The sequence below is a fragment of the Pseudarthrobacter sp. O4 genome (assembly GCF_050157025.1).
Taxonomy (GTDB): domain Bacteria; phylum Actinomycetota; class Actinomycetes; order Actinomycetales; family Micrococcaceae; genus Arthrobacter.
On record NZ_CP189591.1, the window covers coordinates 4,313,394 to 4,330,474 of the forward strand.

17 protein-coding genes are annotated in these 17,081 nt (G+C 65.5%); 5 read left to right on the top strand and 12 right to left on the bottom strand.

Features of this window, described 5'->3' with window-relative positions; translation table 11 throughout:
* Positions 1–7: 7 nt before the first annotated feature.
* From ACQCSU_RS19960 to ACQCSU_RS19980, 5 genes are all read left to right on the top strand, one after another.
* Complete coding sequence (locus ACQCSU_RS19960; RefSeq protein ID WP_426977047.1) at positions 8–3,016, top strand: bifunctional [glutamine synthetase] adenylyltransferase/[glutamine synthetase]-adenylyl-L-tyrosine phosphorylase; 3,009 nt, start codon at positions 8–10, stop codon at positions 3,014–3,016.
* Positions 3,017–3,244: 228 nt separating this feature from the next.
* Entirely contained in the window at positions 3,245–4,693 is a 1,449-nt protein-coding gene (locus ACQCSU_RS19965) for an amino acid ABC transporter substrate-binding protein/permease (protein WP_426979870.1), read from the top strand.
* Positions 4,690–5,439, top strand: coding sequence for an amino acid ABC transporter ATP-binding protein (locus ACQCSU_RS19970; RefSeq protein ID WP_426977048.1), 750 nt, complete (start codon positions 4,690–4,692; stop codon positions 5,437–5,439). The genes ACQCSU_RS19965 and ACQCSU_RS19970 overlap by 4 nt, the downstream gene beginning before the upstream one ends.
* 140 nt (positions 5,440–5,579) lie before the next feature.
* Positions 5,580–5,996, top strand: a complete 417-nt coding sequence (locus tag ACQCSU_RS19975; RefSeq protein ID WP_426977049.1) for a VOC family protein — start codon at positions 5,580–5,582, stop codon at positions 5,994–5,996.
* Between the two features lie 55 nt (positions 5,997–6,051).
* Positions 6,052–6,567: a GNAT family N-acetyltransferase gene (locus tag ACQCSU_RS19980; protein ID WP_426977050.1), complete on the top strand. Its 516-nt coding sequence runs from the start codon at positions 6,052–6,054 to the stop codon at positions 6,565–6,567.
* Between the two features lie 80 nt (positions 6,568–6,647).
* Here ACQCSU_RS19980 and ACQCSU_RS19985 read toward each other — a convergent pair whose 3' ends face one another.
* The 12 genes from ACQCSU_RS19985 to ACQCSU_RS20040 form a co-directional block, all read right to left on the bottom strand.
* Positions 6,648–7,709 carry a HoxN/HupN/NixA family nickel/cobalt transporter gene (locus tag ACQCSU_RS19985; protein WP_426977051.1) on the bottom strand — a complete coding sequence of 354 codons (1,062 nt, stop codon included), beginning with the start codon at positions 7,707–7,709 and terminating at the stop codon, positions 6,648–6,650.
* Entirely contained in the window at positions 7,709–8,548 is an 840-nt protein-coding gene (locus ACQCSU_RS19990) for an urease accessory protein UreD (RefSeq protein WP_426977053.1), read from the bottom strand. Before ACQCSU_RS19990 ends, ACQCSU_RS19985 begins: the two co-directional genes overlap by 1 nt.
* A 26-nt stretch (positions 8,549–8,574) precedes the next feature.
* On the bottom strand, positions 8,575–9,189 hold the full coding sequence (ureG, locus tag ACQCSU_RS19995) for an urease accessory protein UreG (protein ID WP_426977054.1): 615 nt from the start codon (positions 9,187–9,189) through the stop codon (positions 8,575–8,577).
* 43 nt (positions 9,190–9,232) lie between these two features.
* Entirely contained in the window at positions 9,233–9,919 is a 687-nt protein-coding gene (locus tag ACQCSU_RS20000) for an urease accessory protein UreF (protein ID WP_426977055.1), read from the bottom strand.
* Positions 9,920–9,923: 4 nt separating this feature from the next.
* On the bottom strand, positions 9,924–10,409 hold the full coding sequence (ureE, locus tag ACQCSU_RS20005) for an urease accessory protein UreE (protein ID WP_426977056.1): 486 nt from the start codon (positions 10,407–10,409) through the stop codon (positions 9,924–9,926).
* A gap of 24 nt (positions 10,410–10,433) precedes the next feature.
* Entirely contained in the window at positions 10,434–12,146 is a 1,713-nt protein-coding gene (gene ureC / locus ACQCSU_RS20010; protein WP_426977058.1) for an urease subunit alpha, read from the bottom strand.
* On the bottom strand, positions 12,143–12,490 hold the full coding sequence (locus tag ACQCSU_RS20015) for an urease subunit beta (RefSeq protein WP_426977060.1): 348 nt from the start codon (positions 12,488–12,490) through the stop codon (positions 12,143–12,145). Before ACQCSU_RS20015 ends, ureC begins: the two co-directional genes overlap by 4 nt.
* Before the next feature lie 16 nt (positions 12,491–12,506).
* On the bottom strand, positions 12,507–12,809 hold the full coding sequence (locus ACQCSU_RS20020; RefSeq protein ID WP_426977061.1) for an urease subunit gamma: 303 nt from the start codon (positions 12,807–12,809) through the stop codon (positions 12,507–12,509).
* Between the two features lie 232 nt (positions 12,810–13,041).
* A complete protein-coding gene (locus ACQCSU_RS20025) occupies positions 13,042–13,773 on the bottom strand; it encodes an amino acid ABC transporter ATP-binding protein (protein WP_426977063.1) in 732 nt (243 codons plus the stop codon).
* Positions 13,773–15,275, bottom strand: coding sequence for an ABC transporter substrate-binding protein/permease (locus tag ACQCSU_RS20030; protein WP_426977064.1), 1,503 nt, complete (start codon positions 15,273–15,275; stop codon positions 13,773–13,775). Before ACQCSU_RS20030 ends, ACQCSU_RS20025 begins: the two co-directional genes overlap by 1 nt.
* Before the next feature lie 45 nt (positions 15,276–15,320).
* Positions 15,321–16,301 (bottom strand): formimidoylglutamase, encoded by a 981-nt coding sequence (gene hutG / locus ACQCSU_RS20035; RefSeq protein WP_426977066.1) that lies wholly within the window; start codon positions 16,299–16,301, stop codon positions 15,321–15,323.
* On the bottom strand, positions 16,298–17,053 hold the full coding sequence (locus tag ACQCSU_RS20040; RefSeq protein WP_426977067.1) for an IclR family transcriptional regulator: 756 nt from the start codon (positions 17,051–17,053) through the stop codon (positions 16,298–16,300). The genes hutG and ACQCSU_RS20040 overlap by 4 nt, the downstream gene beginning before the upstream one ends.
* Positions 17,054–17,081 lie beyond the last annotated feature (28 nt).

A 17,081-nucleotide genomic window follows, 5' to 3' on the forward strand; every position in this document is an offset into this window, starting at 1 on the left:
CGCCCCGGTGAGCCTGGCACGACGCCTCATTGCCGCCGGATTCAGTGATCTGGAGAAAGGCGAACGGTTCCTGGCCGCCCCGGAACTGGAGGGACTGGACCAGGAGGTCCTGTTTGCCGGGCTGCAGCTGGCGGCCAACCCGGACACCGCCCTGCAGTCGCTGGTCCGGCTGATCGAGAAGCACCCGGCGCTGCGGAAGCTGGCCGCGGCGGAGCTGGAGACCAGCGAACCGCTGTACCGGGTGCTGGGCGCCTCCGAGGCGCTGGGTGAATTCCTGATCCGCCACCCCGAGCACCTCGACGCCTTCGAGGTGACGGCCAGCCCGGAGCCCCGCGCGGCCGACACCGCGGTCCTGCGCGCCCGGCTGCTGCAGTCCGTGCGCGCCGATCCGAAATCCGCCCGGCCGGTCGCCGGCCTCTTGGGGCAGGAGGGCTACGAAGCGCTCCGCACGGCCTACCGGCGCGGCCTCGTCGAGCTCGCCGTCAAGGATCTCTGCGCCGCCGATCCGCTGGACTTCCTGCCCGCCGCGGGCGCCGAGCTGGCCGACCTCGCCGGCGCCGCCATCGAGGCGGCCCTCGCCGTTTCCCGGGCCGAGGCCGCCGAGCACTTCAGCGCCGCCGAAGTGGCCGACGTCGGGCTCGCCGTGATCGGCATGGGCAAGTGCGGCGCCCGCGAACTGAACTACATTTCCGACGTCGACGTCATCTACGTGATCGAATCTGAGCTGGAGGATTCCCGCGCCAACACCATCGGCACCGCCCTCGCCTCCGGCATCTCGCGGGCCATCATGTCCACCGGCCGCGAACCCGGGCTGTGGGAGGTCGATGCCAATCTGCGGCCGGAGGGAAAGTCCGGCCCGCTGGTCCGGACGCTGGCCTCGCACGAGAGCTACTACGCCCGCTGGGCCGAGAGCTGGGAGTTCCAGGCCCTGCTCAAGGCGCGGACCATCGCCGGCGACACCGACCTGGGGGCCCGCTACGAGGCGGCAGTCGCACCGCTGATCTGGTCCTCGGCCGGCCGCGAGGGATTCGTGGAATCGGTCCGGTCCATGCGCCGCCGGGTCACCGAGCACATCCCCGCCGAGGAGGAACAGCGCCAGATCAAGCTCGGCCGCGGCGGGCTGCGCGATGTCGAGTTCACCGTCCAGCTGCTGCAGCTGGTACACGGAAAATCCGACGAATCGCTGCGCCGCCGCGACACCACCTCCGCCATCGCCGCGCTGTCAGCCGGCGGCTACATCGGCCGCTCGGACGCCGCCGAGTTTGACCGCGACTACCGGTACCTGCGGCTGCTCGAACACCGGATCCAGCTCTTCCAGCTGCGCCGCACCCACCTGATGCCGGTCCAGGAAGCATCGCTGCGCGCCCTGGCCAAGTCCGTGCTCGGACCATTTTCCAGCGAGCGGCCCAAGCCCGATGCCCTCGTCGACACGTGGCGCAGGACCAAGCGCTCCGTCCGCGAGCTGCACGACCGCATCTTCTACCGGCCGCTGCTCAACACGGCCGCGATGCTCAGCAGCGAAGAGGCCCGGCTGACCCCGGAGGCCGCGCAGGGGCGGCTCGCGGCACTGGGCTATCTTGATCCGCAGGGCGCCATGCGGCACATCGAGGCGCTCACCGCCGGCGTCAGCCGCCGCGCCGCGCTCCAGCGCCAGCTGCTGCCGATCCTGCTGGGCTGGCTCGCGGACGGCGTGGATCCCGATGGCGGGCTGCTGGCCTTCCGCCGGGTCAGCGAGGCGCTGGGCACCACGCACTGGTACCTGGGCCTGCTCCGGGACTCGACCGCCGCGGCCGAGCGCCTCTGCCACGTCCTCGCGAACTCCCGCCTGATTGCCGACCTCCTCGAGGTCTCGCCCGAATCCGTGGCCTGGCTCGGCTCGGACAAGGAACTCGTGCCGCTGAGCTTCGAGGCGCAATGGCAGGAGATCGCCTCCAAGATGTCCCGGCACGCGGAACCGGAAAGCGCCATGCGCCTGATCCGGCTGATCCGACGCCGGGAAATCCTGCGGATCGCCATCGCCGACAGCGCCGGGCTGCTCGACCAGGACCAGGTCGGGACTGCGCTGGCGGACACCGACCGCGCCGCCGTGCTGGGGGCCCTCCGGGTGGCGGAAACCATGGTCACCGCGGAGGAGCCGCTCAAGACGCACGTGCTCGTCGTGGCCATGGGACGCCAGGGCGGACGGGAAATCGGCTACGGCTCCGACGCCGATGTCATGTACGTCCACCGCGGCCTGCCGGGCGTTCCCGACGAAGAAGCCCAGAACCAGGCCGCCCAGATCGTCGGCAGGCTTTCCAACCTCCTCACCCAGCCGCTGAGACCGGCCATCCTCGCCGAACGCGTGCTGGCGGTCGACGCCGACCTGCGGCCCGAGGGCAAGAGCGGGCCCAGGGTGCGATCCCTGGATTCCTACGCCGAGTACTACCGGCGGTGGTCCCTGATCTGGGAGGCCCAGGCGCTGTTGCGTGCCCGGCCGATGGCCGGCGACGACGAGCTGGCCCGCGATTTCGTGGCGCTGATCGACCCCATCCGCTACCCGGCTGAGCTCTCCGAGCACGACGGGCGGGAGGTCCGCCGCGTCAAGGCGAGGGTCGAGTCGGAGCGGCTGCCGCGCGGAGCCGACCCCGCCCGCCACCTGAAGCTTGGCCGCGGCGGCCTGAGCGACGTCGAATGGCTCACCCAGCTGCTGCAGCTCCAGCACGCCGGACGGTACCCGGAGCTGCGGACCACCTCCACCGTGGAAGCCCTCGAGGCGGCGGCCGGCCTGGGGCTGCTGGCGGAGGACGACGTCGACGTCCTGCTCCGGTCGTGGCGGCTGGCCAGCCGGATCCGGTCCGCCAACGTGATCTGGACCGGCCGGGCCTCGGACCTGCTGCCGTCCTCCCGACGGGACCTTGAGGCCGTGGCGCGCTGGTGCGGTTACGGCCAAGGAAATGCCGCCGCGCTCGAGGAGGACTACCTGCGGCTCAGCCGGCGCGCCCGGGGTGTGTTCGAGCGGGTCTTCTACGGCCAGTGAACCCTGTCCAGTGAACCTGGCCGGCGGGGGTGCACGAAGGCGTCCGCTGAAATGCGGGTAGCCTCTATAGGTACTTTGCCGGTCTCCTGAGTCCGGCTGCCGCACCTTATCCGCACATTAGCTCCGCACTTTAAGAAGGAGTGGTTACTCTTGCCCAGAATTCAGCAGACCGGGGCCGCCAGACCGCGGACCGCCCCGGTCATCGGAGCGTTGCTGGCACTTGCCGCAATGTTTTTCGGTGCCGCCGGCGCCGCCGCCGCACCGGACAGCGCACCGCCAGTCACAGCTCCACAAGTCACAGCAGCGCAGGCCGGCCCGGCGCCGTCGAGCCTTTCCGGAAAGACTTACGTCATCGGCACGGACACCACGTTCGCGCCTTTTGAATTCCGCGACGCCGGCGGTGAACTGACCGGCATCGACATGGACATCATCCGTGAGATTGCCAAGAGCCAGGGCTTCGCCGTCGAGATCAAGTCGCTCGGCTTCAACGCCGCCCTGCAGGCGCTGTCCTCCAACCAGGTGGACGGCGTCATTGCCGGGATGTCCATCACGGAACCGCGCAAACAGATCTACGACTTCTCCGATCCGTACTTCGAGTCGGGCGTACAGATGGCAGTGGCCAAGTCCAACACGGACATCAAGGGCTACGGGGACCTCAGGGGAAGGACCGTCACCGCCAAAACCGGCAGCGAGGGCGAGACGTTCGCCAAGTCGATCTCCGGGCAGTATGGCTTCACGGTCAAGTCCCTGGACCAGTCGGCCACGATGTATGAGCTGGTCAAGTCCGGCAACGCCGTCGCGGTGTTCGACGACTACCCCGTGCTGGCCTACGGGATCAGCCAGAACAACGGGCTGAAGGCCGTCTCCGAGAAGGAGAAGGGCGGCTCCTACGGCTTCGCCGTCAACAAGGGCCAGAATCCCGAGCTGCTGCAGGCGTTCAACACCGGACTAGCGGAGCTGAAGTCCAGCGGCAAATACCAGGAAATCCTCGACAAATACCTGAAAGACCCCACCCAGGTGGCCCAGCCCAGCTTCTGGGACCTGCTGGTCAACAGCTTTCCCGCCCTCCTGAAGGGCCTGGGCAACACCGTGCTGGTGACCGCCATTTCGTTCGCCGCCGCCATGGTGATCGGCCTCTTCATGGGCTTCCTCAAGATCTCCACCAACGTGGTGCTGCGCGGAACCGCCACCACCTATGTCAGCATCTTCCGCGGCACGCCGCTGCTGGTCTGGGCTTTCTTCTTTTACTTCGGCATCCCACAGCTGACCGGCCAGCCGATCGACATCTGGGTGGCAGGCGTGCTGACGCTGAGCCTCAACGCCGGCGCCTACATCACCGAGATAGTCCGCGGCTCGATTCAGTCCGTGGACCCCGGCCAGCTCGAAGCCAGCCGGAGCCTGGGCCTGGGCTACGCCAAGTCCATGGAGAAGGTGGTGGTCCCGCAGGCCTTCAAGATCATGACGCCCTCGCTGATCAACCAGCTGATCATCATGCTCAAGGACAGCTCGCTGCTGCTCGCCATCGGATTCGCCGAACTGCTCTACCAGGGCCAGCAGATCTACGCAGGGAACTTCCGGATCACCGAAACCCTGCTGATCGTCGCCGTCCTGTACTTCGTGGTCATCATGCTGCTGACCAAGCTGGCCAACGTCGCAGATAAGAGGTTCAACAAATGAGTACGGCAATCACGGCACCCAGCAAGATCTCCGTCAAAGGCCTGAAGAAGTCCTTCGGAGCCAACGAGGTCCTCAAGGGCATCAATGCCGAAGTCGCCGAAGGCGAGGTGGTCTGCGTGATCGGTCCCTCCGGTTCCGGCAAGTCGACCTTCCTGCGCTGCCTCAACAAGCTTGAGGACATCACCGCCGGGCACGTGACGGTGGACGGCTTCGACGTCACGGACCCCAAGGTGGACATCAACGAGGTCCGCCGGCACATCGGCATGGTGTTCCAGCACTTCAATCTGTTCCCGCACATGAGCGTGATCGAAAACATCATGCTCGCCCCGGTCGAGTCCAAGAAACAGAGCACGGACGAGGCCCGCGCCAACGCCGTGAAGCTGCTGGCGCGCGTGGGGCTGGCAGAGAAGGCGGACGCCCGCCCGGCGTCGCTCTCCGGCGGACAGAAACAGCGCGTCGCGATCGCCCGGGCGCTGGCCATGAGCCCCGACATCATGCTTTTCGACGAGGCGACGTCGGCTCTGGACCCGGAAATGGTGGGCGAGGTGCTGCAGGTCATCAAGGACCTGGCCGGCGAAGGCATGACCATGGTGCTGGTCACCCACGAGATGGGCTTCGCCCGCGAAGTCGCAGACCGGGTGCTGTTCATGGCGGACGGCGTCATCTGCGAGGAAGGCCGCCCGGAGGAGCTGTTCGGCAGCCCGCAGCAGCAGCGGACCCAGGATTTCCTCTCCAAGGTTCTCTGACCGGGAAACACTGACCGGGAAACACTGCCCGGAATCACCGCCGGGACTCACTCCGGGGATTGACTCCCTGGAGTGGCTGCCGGGATCGACGGGGAGCGTTGGGTGCTGACAGGCGCCGGGCCCGGTGCTATTTTGGGCCCATGGCCAAGCAAATGTTCCTCAACCTCCCCGTCCAGGACCTCGACAAATCCGTCGCGTTCTTCACCGCGCTCGGTTTCTCCTTCAACCTCGACTTCACCGATGAGAACGCCACGTCCATGATCATCAACGACGACGCGTTCGTGATGCTGCTGGTGGAGGGCTACTTCAAGACCTTCACCTCCAAGCCGATCGCCGACGCCAGGAGCACCACCGAGTCCATCATGTCCTTCTCCCTGGACAGCCGCGAGGCCGTCGACGAGATGGTAAGGAAGGCACTCACCGCCGGCGGCACACCTTCCGAGGAAGCCCAGGACTACGGTTTCATGTATACCCACGGCTTCCAGGACCCGGACGGGCACCTCTGGGAAGTCTTCTGGATGGATCCTGCCGGACCGCCCAAGGACGCCGCCCTCTAGCGCGATCCACGCGCCCGACGACGCAGCGCACCTCCCGCTTGGGTACGCTTCTGTCATGTCTGAAAATGTGTGGCTGCTTCCGCTGAAGAACCTCGACGACGACGCCCGCGCCATCAAACTGGGGGAGATCGCGGAGCTTGAACTCGGAGAGGACCAGCGGAACTTCGTCGGGGATCCGCTGCGGATGGTGCTGATTGCGCTGGAAGAGGAATCACGCTACCCGTTTGCAGTCGACTCCAACGGTGCCGCCGTGGGGGTGCTGACGCTGCAGGCCGGTGCCGCGACCCTCGCGGGGTGGCCGGATGACGATTCCGTCTGGCTGCTCCGCGGCTTCCTGATCGACCGCCGGCATCAGGGAATGGGTCTCGGCACCCTGGCCGCCGAGGCTGCCGTCCGGGAGGCCGCCAAACTGACGGCAGCGCTCGGCGGCGACCAGACCGGCGTCGTGCTTTCCGTCAACGAACTCAACCCGGCCGGGCAGTCCGCCTACCGCAAGGCCGGCTTCGAGGACCGCGGACTGTACGTCGGCGGCAACGCCGGCCCGCAGTGGACCAAGTACCGGGCGTTCTGAACCGCCGGGCCGGGGACGGGCGGGCACAGTAACACCACCGCCCGCGCCGGGACCAGGTCCCACGGGTGGTTGCGCGCGCCCTATGCGCGCGAGTTTCGCTGCGGTGTCGTCGCCGTGGCCTCGCCGGCGCGGCGCGCCCATGTATGCGCGGCCCAGATGACCAGCAGCAGGGCCACGAGGGCGAGCCCGGCGTGGCCGAGGTCGAGCTCGGCCAGGAAGGTCGTCACCGGGTCGGTGAGCCCGAGAACCCGGTGCAGAATCCCGGAGATCGTGATCGCCGAGATGAACAGGGCAGAGGCCGCGGAGACGCCCGTGATGACCATGTTGAAGCCGATACGGCGCGCTGGGTCGACAACGGCGCTTCGGTACATCTTCATCATCGCGACGCCGTTCACCGTGTCGCACAGTGTCATCGCCGCCATGAATCCGAGGGGAAGGGTCATCAGCGCGGCCGGGGAGATGCCGGCGAGGGCGGCCGTCGCCGTGAGCAGCAGGAAAGCGATCGTCGAGGCCGTGTCGAAGCCGAGGCCGAAGAGGAACCCCAGCACGAAGATGTCGCGTGGGCGCTTGACTCGGGAGAGAGGTTTGTCCAGGATGCGCGCTATGAGACCGGTCGGCGCGAGCCCCTCGCGAGTGACATGCGCGCCGCCCTTAACCCGGCGATACAACACGACGGTACGGCGGAACGCGGCGGCGTTGTAAACACCGATGGTGAGCAGGAACAGCGCCGATACGGATGCCCCGGTGAGGCTCAGGACAAAATTCGCCGCCGATCCGTCGTTCAGCAGGTTCTTCATTATTCCGGCGCCGCTGACCACGAATACCCCGGCGAGCACGACGACCATGCTGTGGCCCATGCTGAAGGCGAACCCGACACTCACCGGGGCGCGGCCCTGGGCGGCGAAGCGGCGGGTGGAATTATCGATCGCGGCGATATGGTCCCAGTCGTAGCTGTGTTTCACTCCGGCCAGGTACGCGGTGATGAGCAGGCCGAGGGCGAGAGGGCTGGTATTGGTGCTGAGCGAAAAGGCCAGCAGCGCGAGCACGACGCCGTGGAGGGCGGCGACGGCCGAAAAGGTCACCGCCAGACGGCGGACTGCCGGGAGGGTTTCCCGCTCTCGGTAGTTCAAGACGGCCTTCATCAGTACTTCCGAAGGTTGAGGCAGGGCTGGCCGAACCAGCGAACTCGCAGAAAGTCGATCCCGGCGCGGATCACCGCATCCAGCGGCTCGGTGGCGTGGGACAGCGCCCGCACCACCAGGCCGCCGTCGAGAAGTGACATGCCCAGGTTGCAGCCGCCGGCAAGCGGCAGGAGCAGGTCATGCAGTTCGTTGAGTAGGGCGGCATCGACGCGGGCGTCCATCACCAGGAGGGAACCGAGGTGGGTGTAGTCCTCGAGAAAGGCCATGCCGACGGCCGGGGCGCCGCCGGACCCTGGGCGGATCAGCAGGTTGTCGAGCACTACCAGCCGACCGTCAACAGCGATCTCGTTCCGCAAGCGAATCTCGTCGTAGCGGAACAGGGTGCCGTCCGGCGACCAACCCGGGGTGACCACCTCGGCCATAACGAGCGAGGCGCTCGGGTGCATCTCAATCACCGTGGCCTGCCGGTAGGTTGCCCCGCGATACGCGATCAACTGGTCAGGCACGGATTCCAGGCTGGCGTGGGGCCCGAGCCGAATGTGCATCCTTTGTTCGGCTCGAGTGCCGGGAGTGCGGTAGACCTTCGTTGCGGCCTGTGTGGTCAGCAGGAGTCGGGCGTCCGCTTCGACGGTGATATCGATTTCGTACTCGTCGCCGCCGACGTACCCGCCACCGGGATTGACCACCACGTAGCAGACCTGGCCGGTGTCATCCAGGTAGTGCGGGCGCAGGATGCGGAGCGCTCCCTGATGGTACTGGCTCGTGGCGACGCAGCGTTCGCCACGCACGCCCACCACAAGTGAGAGAACTCCGGCGAGTTCGACAGCGGCGCCAGGCACAGGGAAAACAGTCGCAGGCGCCCCCGTCACTGGGAGAGGTCAAGCATGAGCACGTCGCGCCTGATCCAGTTGATGACGTGCTCCAAGCCCTCGTCGGTCTTGAGGTTCGTGAAGCAGAAAGGCTTGTCGCCGCGGAATTCGAGGGAGTCGGCCTCCATCACGGAGAGGTCCGCGCCCACATACGGGGCCAGGTCCATCTTATTGATGATGAAGAAGTCGGACTTGATCATTCCCTGGCCGGCCTTGCGCGGGATCTTCTCGCCCTGCGCCACATCAATGATGTAGATCGAGAAGTCCACGAGCTCCGGGCTGAACGTGGCGGAAAGGTTGTCTCCGCCGCTTTCGATGAAGACGATCTCGAGGCCGGGGTGCCGCTGCCGAAGCTCCTCCACCGCGGCCGAATTCATCGAGGTGTCTTCCCGGATCGCCGTGTGCGGGCAGCCGCCGGTTTCGATTCCGATGATGCGGTCGAGGGGCAGGATCCCGTTGGCAGCGAGGATCTTGGCGTCTTCGATGGTGTAGATGTCGTTCGTGATCGCGGCCATCGAAACTTCGCCGCTGAGGTGGCGGGTGAGGCGTTCCACGAGCTGGGTCTTGCCTGCTCCGACGGGACCGCCGACGCCGATCTTGATGAGTTCCATGGTGCTCCTTGCTGGGTGTGGGGGTGCGGCGGACCGCGGACGTCTAAGACATGAACATGCGGACGCGCTGGCGTTCGTGGCGCATCTGGGCGATTTCAAGGCCAGGGGCCGCAACCCCGAAGTCATCGGGTTCGAGCAACTGGATGCGACGGACGGCATCTATAACCTCGTGGTGGGCGCCCAGAAGCACGCGCTGCCCGGCGTTCTGCCCAATCGGGATAGCGCGAATGGCGTTCTGGGTCAGTGACGTTACCGTGGCGAAGAGGTAGCTCGCGAGCAGTTCCCCGAGTGGCACGCCCAGGTGCCGGCCTGCCACGGCGAACGCCACAGCCGGATGCCCAGTGCAGCGCTCCGACACCACATCGGCCGCGTACGCCGCGAGTTGGGCACTCGGCGCCACCGTGCCCGCGATGGCGAGCATCCGCGCGCCCATCTTGGTTCCTGCCTCGCGAACTTCACGGGGCAACGCCGCCGCGGCGAGCATTCGGTCGACCCGGGCGAGCTCGTCGGCCGAAGTCGCCTCGAACGCCAGGCGCAGGGCGAACCCGTCGCTGTGGGTCAGTTGGACACGCACAAACTGGCACAACCAGACGGCGAAGCTCGCTTCGCCATCGACGAGCCCACGTTCCAGGAACGTCTCCATTCCGAAAGAATGGCTGAAGCCCCCGGTCGGGAGCGCGGAGTCAGACAGCTGCAACAGCGGCAGCAGGTACGACGGCGCCTGGCTCACGGGGTCAGTGGGCGTGCTCGGCGTGGCGGAACGGCACGGGCATGACGCGCTCCTGGCGTGAGTACGGCACGGCAGCGTGGATCAGGTAATCCTCGATCGTGTGGTCGTACTGCACCACCATCACCTCGGCCGCGTACTCGCTGTCGGCTCCGAAAAACTGCGCCTGCATGTGCCGGTTGCCGAGGTTGTGCGCCACAACTCCCATTTCACGGATGCTGCGCGCGGCAATAACGAGAACGTCCGTTGCGATGACTGACACCACGATGGCCGACACGTCGTCGCGGAACAGGATGTCGCCGTCGCGGAGATCCCGCACCGGTCCCGCCACGCTGCTGAGCCGGATGCCCAGCTCACGACCGTGGTCGGTCGTCACTCGCTGGATTCTTTTGACGAGCTCCGCACTCGGCAGGACGACCCGTTCCTCGTGAAGGCCGGCGAGCTCGTCGGCGGGGAGATCATGCCGGTTGGCGATGACGTGGTCGATGATCATGCGTACCCCCTTGGGGAATCGTGTCTAAAAGAGGAAGTAGCGCTGCGCCATGGGCAGCACCGTCGAGGGCTCCGCCGTGATCCGTTCGCCGTCGACGGTCACCGAGTAGGTTTCCGGGTCGACCTGGATGTCAGGGGTCGCGCCGTTGTGTTTCATGTCGGCCTTGGTGAGGGTGCGGATACCGCTCACCGGCCGGATCACTCGGCGCAGGCCCAGCTGACCGGGGACGCCTGCAGCGATCGCGGCCTGGGAGAGGAAGGTGATAGATGAGGAGTGCACGGCCGTGCCGAGTGCCCCGAAGTTGCCTCGCAGGAGGCGTGGCTGCGGGGTGGGGATCGATGCGTTCGGATCGCCCATGACGCTCATGACGGCCTGGCCGCCTTTGAGCACGAGCTCGGGTTTGACGCCGAAGAACATCGGGTCCCACAGCACAAGGTCCGCGAATTTCCCTTCCTCGATACTTCCGACCGAGTCCGAGATGCCATGGGCGATCGCCGGGTTGATCGTGTATTTGGCCACATAACGCTTGAGCCGGAAGTTGTCGCCCACCTCGGGGTCGCCCTCGAGCTTGCCTCGCTGGCGCTTCATGGCATCCGCCACCTGCCACGTTCGCAGTACCACCTCGCCCACCCGGCCCATGGCCTGGGAATCGGAGCTGGTGATGGAGAAGATGCCCATGTCGTGCAGCACGTCCTCCGCTGCGATGGTCTCCGTGCGGATACGCGAATCCGCGAAGGCCACATCTTCGGGGATGTCGGGGCTCAGGTGGTGGCAGACCATGAGCATGTCGAGGTGTTCGTCGATGGTGTTGACCGTGTACGGCAACGTCGGGTTGGTCGACGCCGGCAGCACGTTGGGAAGCGCCGCTATCTTGATGATGTCGGGAGCGTGGCCGCCCCCGGCGCCCTCGGTGTGGAAAGTGTGGATGACGCGGCCCGCGATGGCCCGCACGGTGTCTTCGACGAAGCCGCACTCGTTGAGCGTGTCGGAGTGGATGGCCACCTGCACGTCGTACTCGTCGGCAACACGCAACGACATGTCGATCGAAGACGTGGTCGCGCCCCAGTCCTCGTGAACCTTCAGCCCGATGGCGCCGGCCCGGATCTGCTCGGCGAGGGGCTCGATCGCGCTCGCGTGCCCCTTGCCAAGCAGGCCGATGTTGATGGGCAGGTTGTCCGTGGCCTGCAGCATGCGTGAAATGTGCCAGGCGCCCGGCGTCACGGTGGTGGCCTTGCTCGCGTCGCTCGGTCCAGTACCGCCACCGATCAGGGTGGTCACTCCCGAAGCCAGCGCCACCGGCACCTGGTCCGGACTCACGAAGTGCACGTGCGTATCGATGCCGCCAGCGGTGAGGATCTTTCCCTCTCCCGCGATGATGTCGGTTGCGACGCCGATGACGATGTTGACCCCCCGGGAAATCTGGGGGTTTCCCGCCTTGCCGATCTTGAAGATGTGCCCGTCGCGCAGGGCCACATCTGCCTTGTAGATGCCGGTGTAGTCAAGCACGATCACGTTCGTGATCACCGTGTCGGGAATGTCATCGTCGCGAACCAGCTGCCCGTTCTGGCCCATGCCGTCACGGATGACCTTGCCGCCGCCAAACACGACCTCCTCACCGTAGTTGGTGTGGTCGTGCTCAATCTCGAGGAACAGATCAGTGTCAGCAAGGCGCACGGCGTCTCCCGTGGTGGGACCGTAGAGGTCCGAGTATTGCTTGCGACTCAGCTGGAAACTCATTTGGTGTCATCCTGAAGCGAAATGAGACCGCGACTGTGCTCGAGCGGGCCGTTCACACGGTCCCTCAACCCGTAGACCTCCCGCTCGCCCGACAGGGCGAGCAGATTGACCGTCTTGGCGTCGCCCGGCTCGAAGCGCACTGCGGTGCCCGACGGGATGTCCAGCCGGAAGCCGTAGGCCGCCTCCCGGTCGAACTCGAGGGCATCGTTCACCTCGAAGAAATGGTAATGGGATCCCACCTGGATGGGGCGGTCACCGCGGTTGATCACGGCCAGTGCGCGGGGAATGCGGCCCGCATTGCAGGTGATGGGCTCCGGGCGGAGGATGTATTCGCCGGGTTTCAAGGGGTGTCTCCTTCGCCTAGCGAATGGGGTTGTGCACGGTGACGAGCTTTGTGCCGTCGGGGAACGTCGCTTCGACCTGGACGTCCCGGATCATGTCAGCGACACCCTCCATCACGTCTTCCCTGGTAAGGATGGTCGTACCGTAGCTCATGAGGTCGGCGACCCGGCGTCCATCGCGGGCGCCCTCGACGAGCTCATACGTGAGAATCGCGACGGATTCCGGATGGTTGAGCTTCAGCCCGCGTTTCTGCCGGCGCCGTGCAAGATCGGCGGCAACCACGATCATCAGCTTTTCGTTTTCCCTGGGCGACAAATGCATAGAGAACTCCTTGGTTCGCGATACTTCGCGAGTCCCCACCCGTTATCTACAACCGGCCTAAGGAGTGGCCGGGAGGACCGTGGATTACCGAACACTATCAGAGTCTCACCGGCAATCAACTCAAACTCAACACCCGCTGGGAGAGCCGGAGCCGGGGCTGGGAGCGCCCGCCGTCAGGCCTCGTACCGCAAGCTCAGGATGTGGTCGAACGTGCGGTCAGGAAGGCGCGGTTCTATAGAACCTTTTCGAGAAAGGACTGGATGCGCGGATTCGTGTTCAGGTCCGAGAAGAACTCCTCAGGAGGGAGATCGGAGGCGATCTTCCCGCCGTCGATGAATAGCACGCGGTCGGCCACTTTACGGGCGAAACCCATTTCGTGGGTGACAACGACCATCGTCATGCCGTCGGCGGCGAGCCCAGCCATGACCTCCAGGACGTCGCTGACAACCTCCGGGTCCAGAGCGCTCGTTGGCTCATCGAACAGCATCACCTTGGGGTTCATGGCTACCGCGCGGGCAATGGCGATCCGCTGCTTTTGGCCGCCGGAGAGCCTGTTCGGATAGACGTGGGCGCGATGGCTCATACCCACCTTGTCCAAGAGTTCCATAGCCCGGGTTTCCGCTTCCTTCTTGCTGACCTTGAGGACGTCCATCTGCGGAAGCATGACGTTCTTCAGGGCCGTCATGTTGGGAAACAGGTTGAATTGCTGAAATACCATGCCCATGCGGGAGCGGAGGCGGTCCAGATCCACCTTCGGCGATAGGAGGTCCTCGCCGTCGAATATTACGTGGCCGGAGCTGGGCGTCTCCAGCAGGTTCAGGCACCGCAGAAACGTGGATTTGCCGCCGCCGCTTGGACCGATGACGGCAACTACTTCCCCGGGCTCGATGCTGAAGTTGATGCCCTTGAGCACATGGTGGTCACCGTAGGACTTGGTGATCTCTTTTGTTTCCAGGAGAGCCATTAGATGTAAACCGCCATCTTCTTCTCGAGTGTGTTTGCGGCCAGGCCGATGATGTTGGTGAGGATGTAGTAGACCGCGCCGATGAATACGTAAACGGTCAGGGCGTCAAAGGTGCGGGCGATGATTGTCTGGCCCACGAGGAACAGTTCGCTGATCGTCACGAAGGAAACCAGCGCCGAGTTTTTGGTGAGGGAAACGAATTCGTTGGCAAGCGGGGGGAGCATGCGCAGGAAGGCCTGCGGGATGACCACATGGCGGAGCGCGGAAGTGGAGCTCATGCCGCAGGAGCGGGCGGCCTCCATCTGGCCAATATCGACGGACTGGATGGCGCCGCGGACGATTTCCGTGACGTAGGAACCGCTGTAGAGGCCAAGTGCCAGAATGCCCGCCACCATCGGCGAGAGCTGCACGCCCAGCTGAGGCAAGCCGAAGTAGATGAAGAACAGCTGGACGATGAACGGTGTACCGCGGATAACGGAAACGTATGCCTTGCCGATCCAGCGGAGGGGGCGGATGTGGGAGAGCTTGGCGAAGCCGCCCAGCATGCCAAATGCGAGACTCAGGCACAGTGACAGCCCGATGATTTGCAGCGTAGTGGCCAGGCCATTCATGAGCGGACCCCAGGAATTGGTGATCGAACCGATGTTGAACAGGCTGTGTTCCTTGCCCGACGACGTCGCGGCCTGGGTTTCATCGCCGAACCACTGGCTGGAGAGCTTCGTGAATTCGCCCGAACCCTGGATGTCTTTCAGAGCGGTGTTGAAGGCATCGCGGATATCGGAATCGCTCTTCTGGAAAGCGAACCCGTAGTTCTCGTTGGTGAGGCGTTCGCCCACCTGCTTCAAACCGCCCTGCTCATGAATGAAATAGCGTCCACCAGGCTGGCCGGTCACCACGGCATCTGCCTGGCCGAGCTTCACGGAGGAGAACATCTGATCGTTCGTCTGGACCTGCACCAGTTCGGCCTTGGGCTGGTTCTGCTGCAGCCACTCCACGGATTTGGTACCCACCTGGACAGCGACCTTCTTACCGGCCAGGTCCGCAAGGGATGTCACGGAGTCGTTTGATTCGCCAACGAAGAGGCCCAGGCCGCCGGGATAGTAGATCTCCGAGAAATCGACAACCTTGGCGCGGGCCTCGCTGATGTAGATGGCGGAAGCCCCGACGTCGATCTGGTTCGCCTGGAGCGCCGGAACGATGTTGCCGAACGGCATCTGGACGAACTCGACATTCTTTATGCCGGCTTTGGCGGCCAGAGTGCGGACGACGTCAATGTCGAAGCCGATCTTCGTACCGTTGGCGTCAGTGAACTCGAACGGCGGGAAGGAAGCATCGGTGCCGACCTTGAGTGTGGTCTTGCCGGAGCGCAAATCGGCCATCTTGTTGACCGAGGGGGACGGCGGCGTCGTTGCAGCTTGGGCCGGTGCGGAGAGTCCCAACAGGGCGATCAGAACGGCCAGCCCCGTGGCTGCCCATCCGATGCGCGGGATTCGGTTCTTCATGTGTGCTCGTTTCAGGGAGGTGGGGAGGAGGGGAGCGCGCGGCGGCTATGCCGGCACCTGCCCGGATGCTTCGCGGAAGGCGGTTCCGGACTCCAGACGTTCGGAAGCAATCGTGTGGATCAGGCGGGCGGCTGCGCGCGCTGTCCGGGAGTCGACGTCGAACCGTGGGTTAAGTTCCACGACGTCGACGAGCGCCAGCTTGGGGGAGCGGGCGAGCTGCCGGCACACAGCCAGCAGGACGCTGAGCGGTACGCCGTACGACGCCGGGGCGCTGACGCCGGGAGCGACGTGGGCAGGGAGGACGTCGAGGTCGATGGTCAGGTAGGCAGCGTCCACGGTGTCCGTGAACGCCCCCGTGAACGCGAGGACCTGGTCAAGACGGGCTTCGGAGCAGTCCTCATCCAGCATGTAGGTCACACCGAGGTCTCGCGCCGTCTGGAACAAGGCCTGGGTGTTGCCGGGCTTGCTGATGCCCACCACGGAGTAGTTGAAATCGTGGCCGTTGGTCCGCTCGGACTCGGCCACCTGCCGGAACGGGGTCCCTGAGGACGCTACGGATTCGGCGCGGAGATCGAAATGGGCGTCCAGGTTGATGATGCCCAGGCGCTTGCCGACGGTCACGGGGCTGGATCGCAGCCCGATGTACCCGCCGAAGGCGGTCTCGTGCCCGCCGCCCAGAACGATCGGCAGGTGGCCTTCGTCCAAGGCGCTTGAGACGGCCTGCCCCAGACGGAGCTGCCCATCCTCCAGCCGCCCGTCCAGAACCTCGGTGTCACCGAGGTCATGGACAACCAGTGCCGCCTCGGCGGCCAGGGGGGCCAGCGCGGAGCGGATGCTGGCGGGGCCGTCGACTGCGCCCACGCGGCCCTTGTTGCGGCGCACGCCTTCATCGCTGCGGAAGCCGAGAAGGGCGACGCCAGGCGTTCCGGGAACAGCCGATTTCACCGCGTGGTGCCAGCGGCGGTGTTCAGCACCGGGGCCTTCGTCGCGGGCTGTCCAAGGGTTCGGGGCGGTTGCGTTGGTCATCGGGGTCCTGTCCCTTCTTGGGCAAGTGCGGCGGCGGCGTCCCGTGTGCTGGCGATGAGTTGCTTTTCGCGGCCGACGGCGCGCCCGGCCGGGGCCATGGAGCTGACCGCCCCCAGCAGATGCCCGTCGTGATCGAAAACCGGAAAGCTCACACCCCACACGCCGGCGTCCACCGCGCCGTAGCTGAGGGCAAAACCGCGCCCCTGGATCAGCTGGAGCTCCCGCCCCAAGGACGCCGTGGCGTCGGCATCAAGCCCCAGGCCGGAAATCACCGCGGCGCGTTCCTCGGCGCCGATGTAGGCCAGCAGAGCCAATGCGCTTGCTCCCCTGTGCAGCGGCTGGGAGCGGCCGGGCGAGTAACTGCAGCGCAGCATCTGCGGGCCTTCGACGGCTTCGAGGCACAGGGCCTCGGAGCCGCTGATCACCAGATAGGCAGCCAATTCCTGCGTCTCGTCAGAGAGCAGCTGGAGCTGCCGGGTGATGCGGCCCTTCAGCATCGCTTCCTGCCGGAAATTGGCGGCGAGCCTGAGGGATTCCGCGCCCGCACTGTACTGGCCGCGACGCTTGGTCTGCGTTACCAGGCCGGACTGCACCAACGTCGTCAGATGACGGTAGACGGCGCTGGCCGGGATGCCCGTCACGGTGGTGATCTGCGCCGCGGTCAGGGTCCGGTGAGAGGCGAAGGTCAACAAGATCTCCACGACACGCGAGGCGTTGTTGTCCCCTATCACGTTGGTCGACTCTGCATTCATGGATTTCACGTTAGTGGCTGGAATCACA

Excerpts from the sequence above, each read along its gene's own strand:
- ACQCSU_RS19975 (WP_426977049.1), top strand. The coding sequence starts at position 5,580 with ATGGCCAAGCAAATGTTCCTCAACCTCCCCGTCCAGGACCTCGACAAA.
- ureE (WP_426977056.1), bottom strand. The coding sequence starts at position 10,409 with ATGATCATCGACCACGTCATCGCCAACCGGCATGATCTCCCCGCCGAC.
- ACQCSU_RS19985 (WP_426977051.1), bottom strand. The coding sequence starts at position 7,709 with ATGAAGGCCGTCTTGAACTACCGAGAGCGGGAAACCCTCCCGGCAGTC.
- ACQCSU_RS19965 (WP_426979870.1), top strand. The coding sequence starts at position 3,245 with ATGTTTTTCGGTGCCGCCGGCGCCGCCGCCGCACCGGACAGCGCACCG.
- ACQCSU_RS20020 (WP_426977061.1), bottom strand. The coding sequence starts at position 12,809 with ATGCATTTGTCGCCCAGGGAAAACGAAAAGCTGATGATCGTGGTTGCC.
- ACQCSU_RS20025 (WP_426977063.1), bottom strand. The coding sequence starts at position 13,773 with ATGGCTCTCCTGGAAACAAAAGAGATCACCAAGTCCTACGGTGACCAC.
- hutG (WP_426977066.1), bottom strand. The coding sequence starts at position 16,301 with ATGACCAACGCAACCGCCCCGAACCCTTGGACAGCCCGCGACGAAGGC.
- ACQCSU_RS19970 (WP_426977048.1), top strand. The coding sequence starts at position 4,690 with ATGAGTACGGCAATCACGGCACCCAGCAAGATCTCCGTCAAAGGCCTG.
- ACQCSU_RS20030 (WP_426977064.1), bottom strand. The coding sequence starts at position 15,275 with ATGAAGAACCGAATCCCGCGCATCGGATGGGCAGCCACGGGGCTGGCC.
- ureG (WP_426977054.1), bottom strand. The coding sequence starts at position 9,189 with ATGGAACTCATCAAGATCGGCGTCGGCGGTCCCGTCGGAGCAGGCAAG.
- ACQCSU_RS19980 (WP_426977050.1), top strand. The coding sequence starts at position 6,052 with ATGTCTGAAAATGTGTGGCTGCTTCCGCTGAAGAACCTCGACGACGAC.
- ureC (WP_426977058.1), bottom strand. The coding sequence starts at position 12,146 with ATGAGTTTCCAGCTGAGTCGCAAGCAATACTCGGACCTCTACGGTCCC.
- ACQCSU_RS20040 (WP_426977067.1), bottom strand. The coding sequence starts at position 17,053 with ATGAATGCAGAGTCGACCAACGTGATAGGGGACAACAACGCCTCGCGT.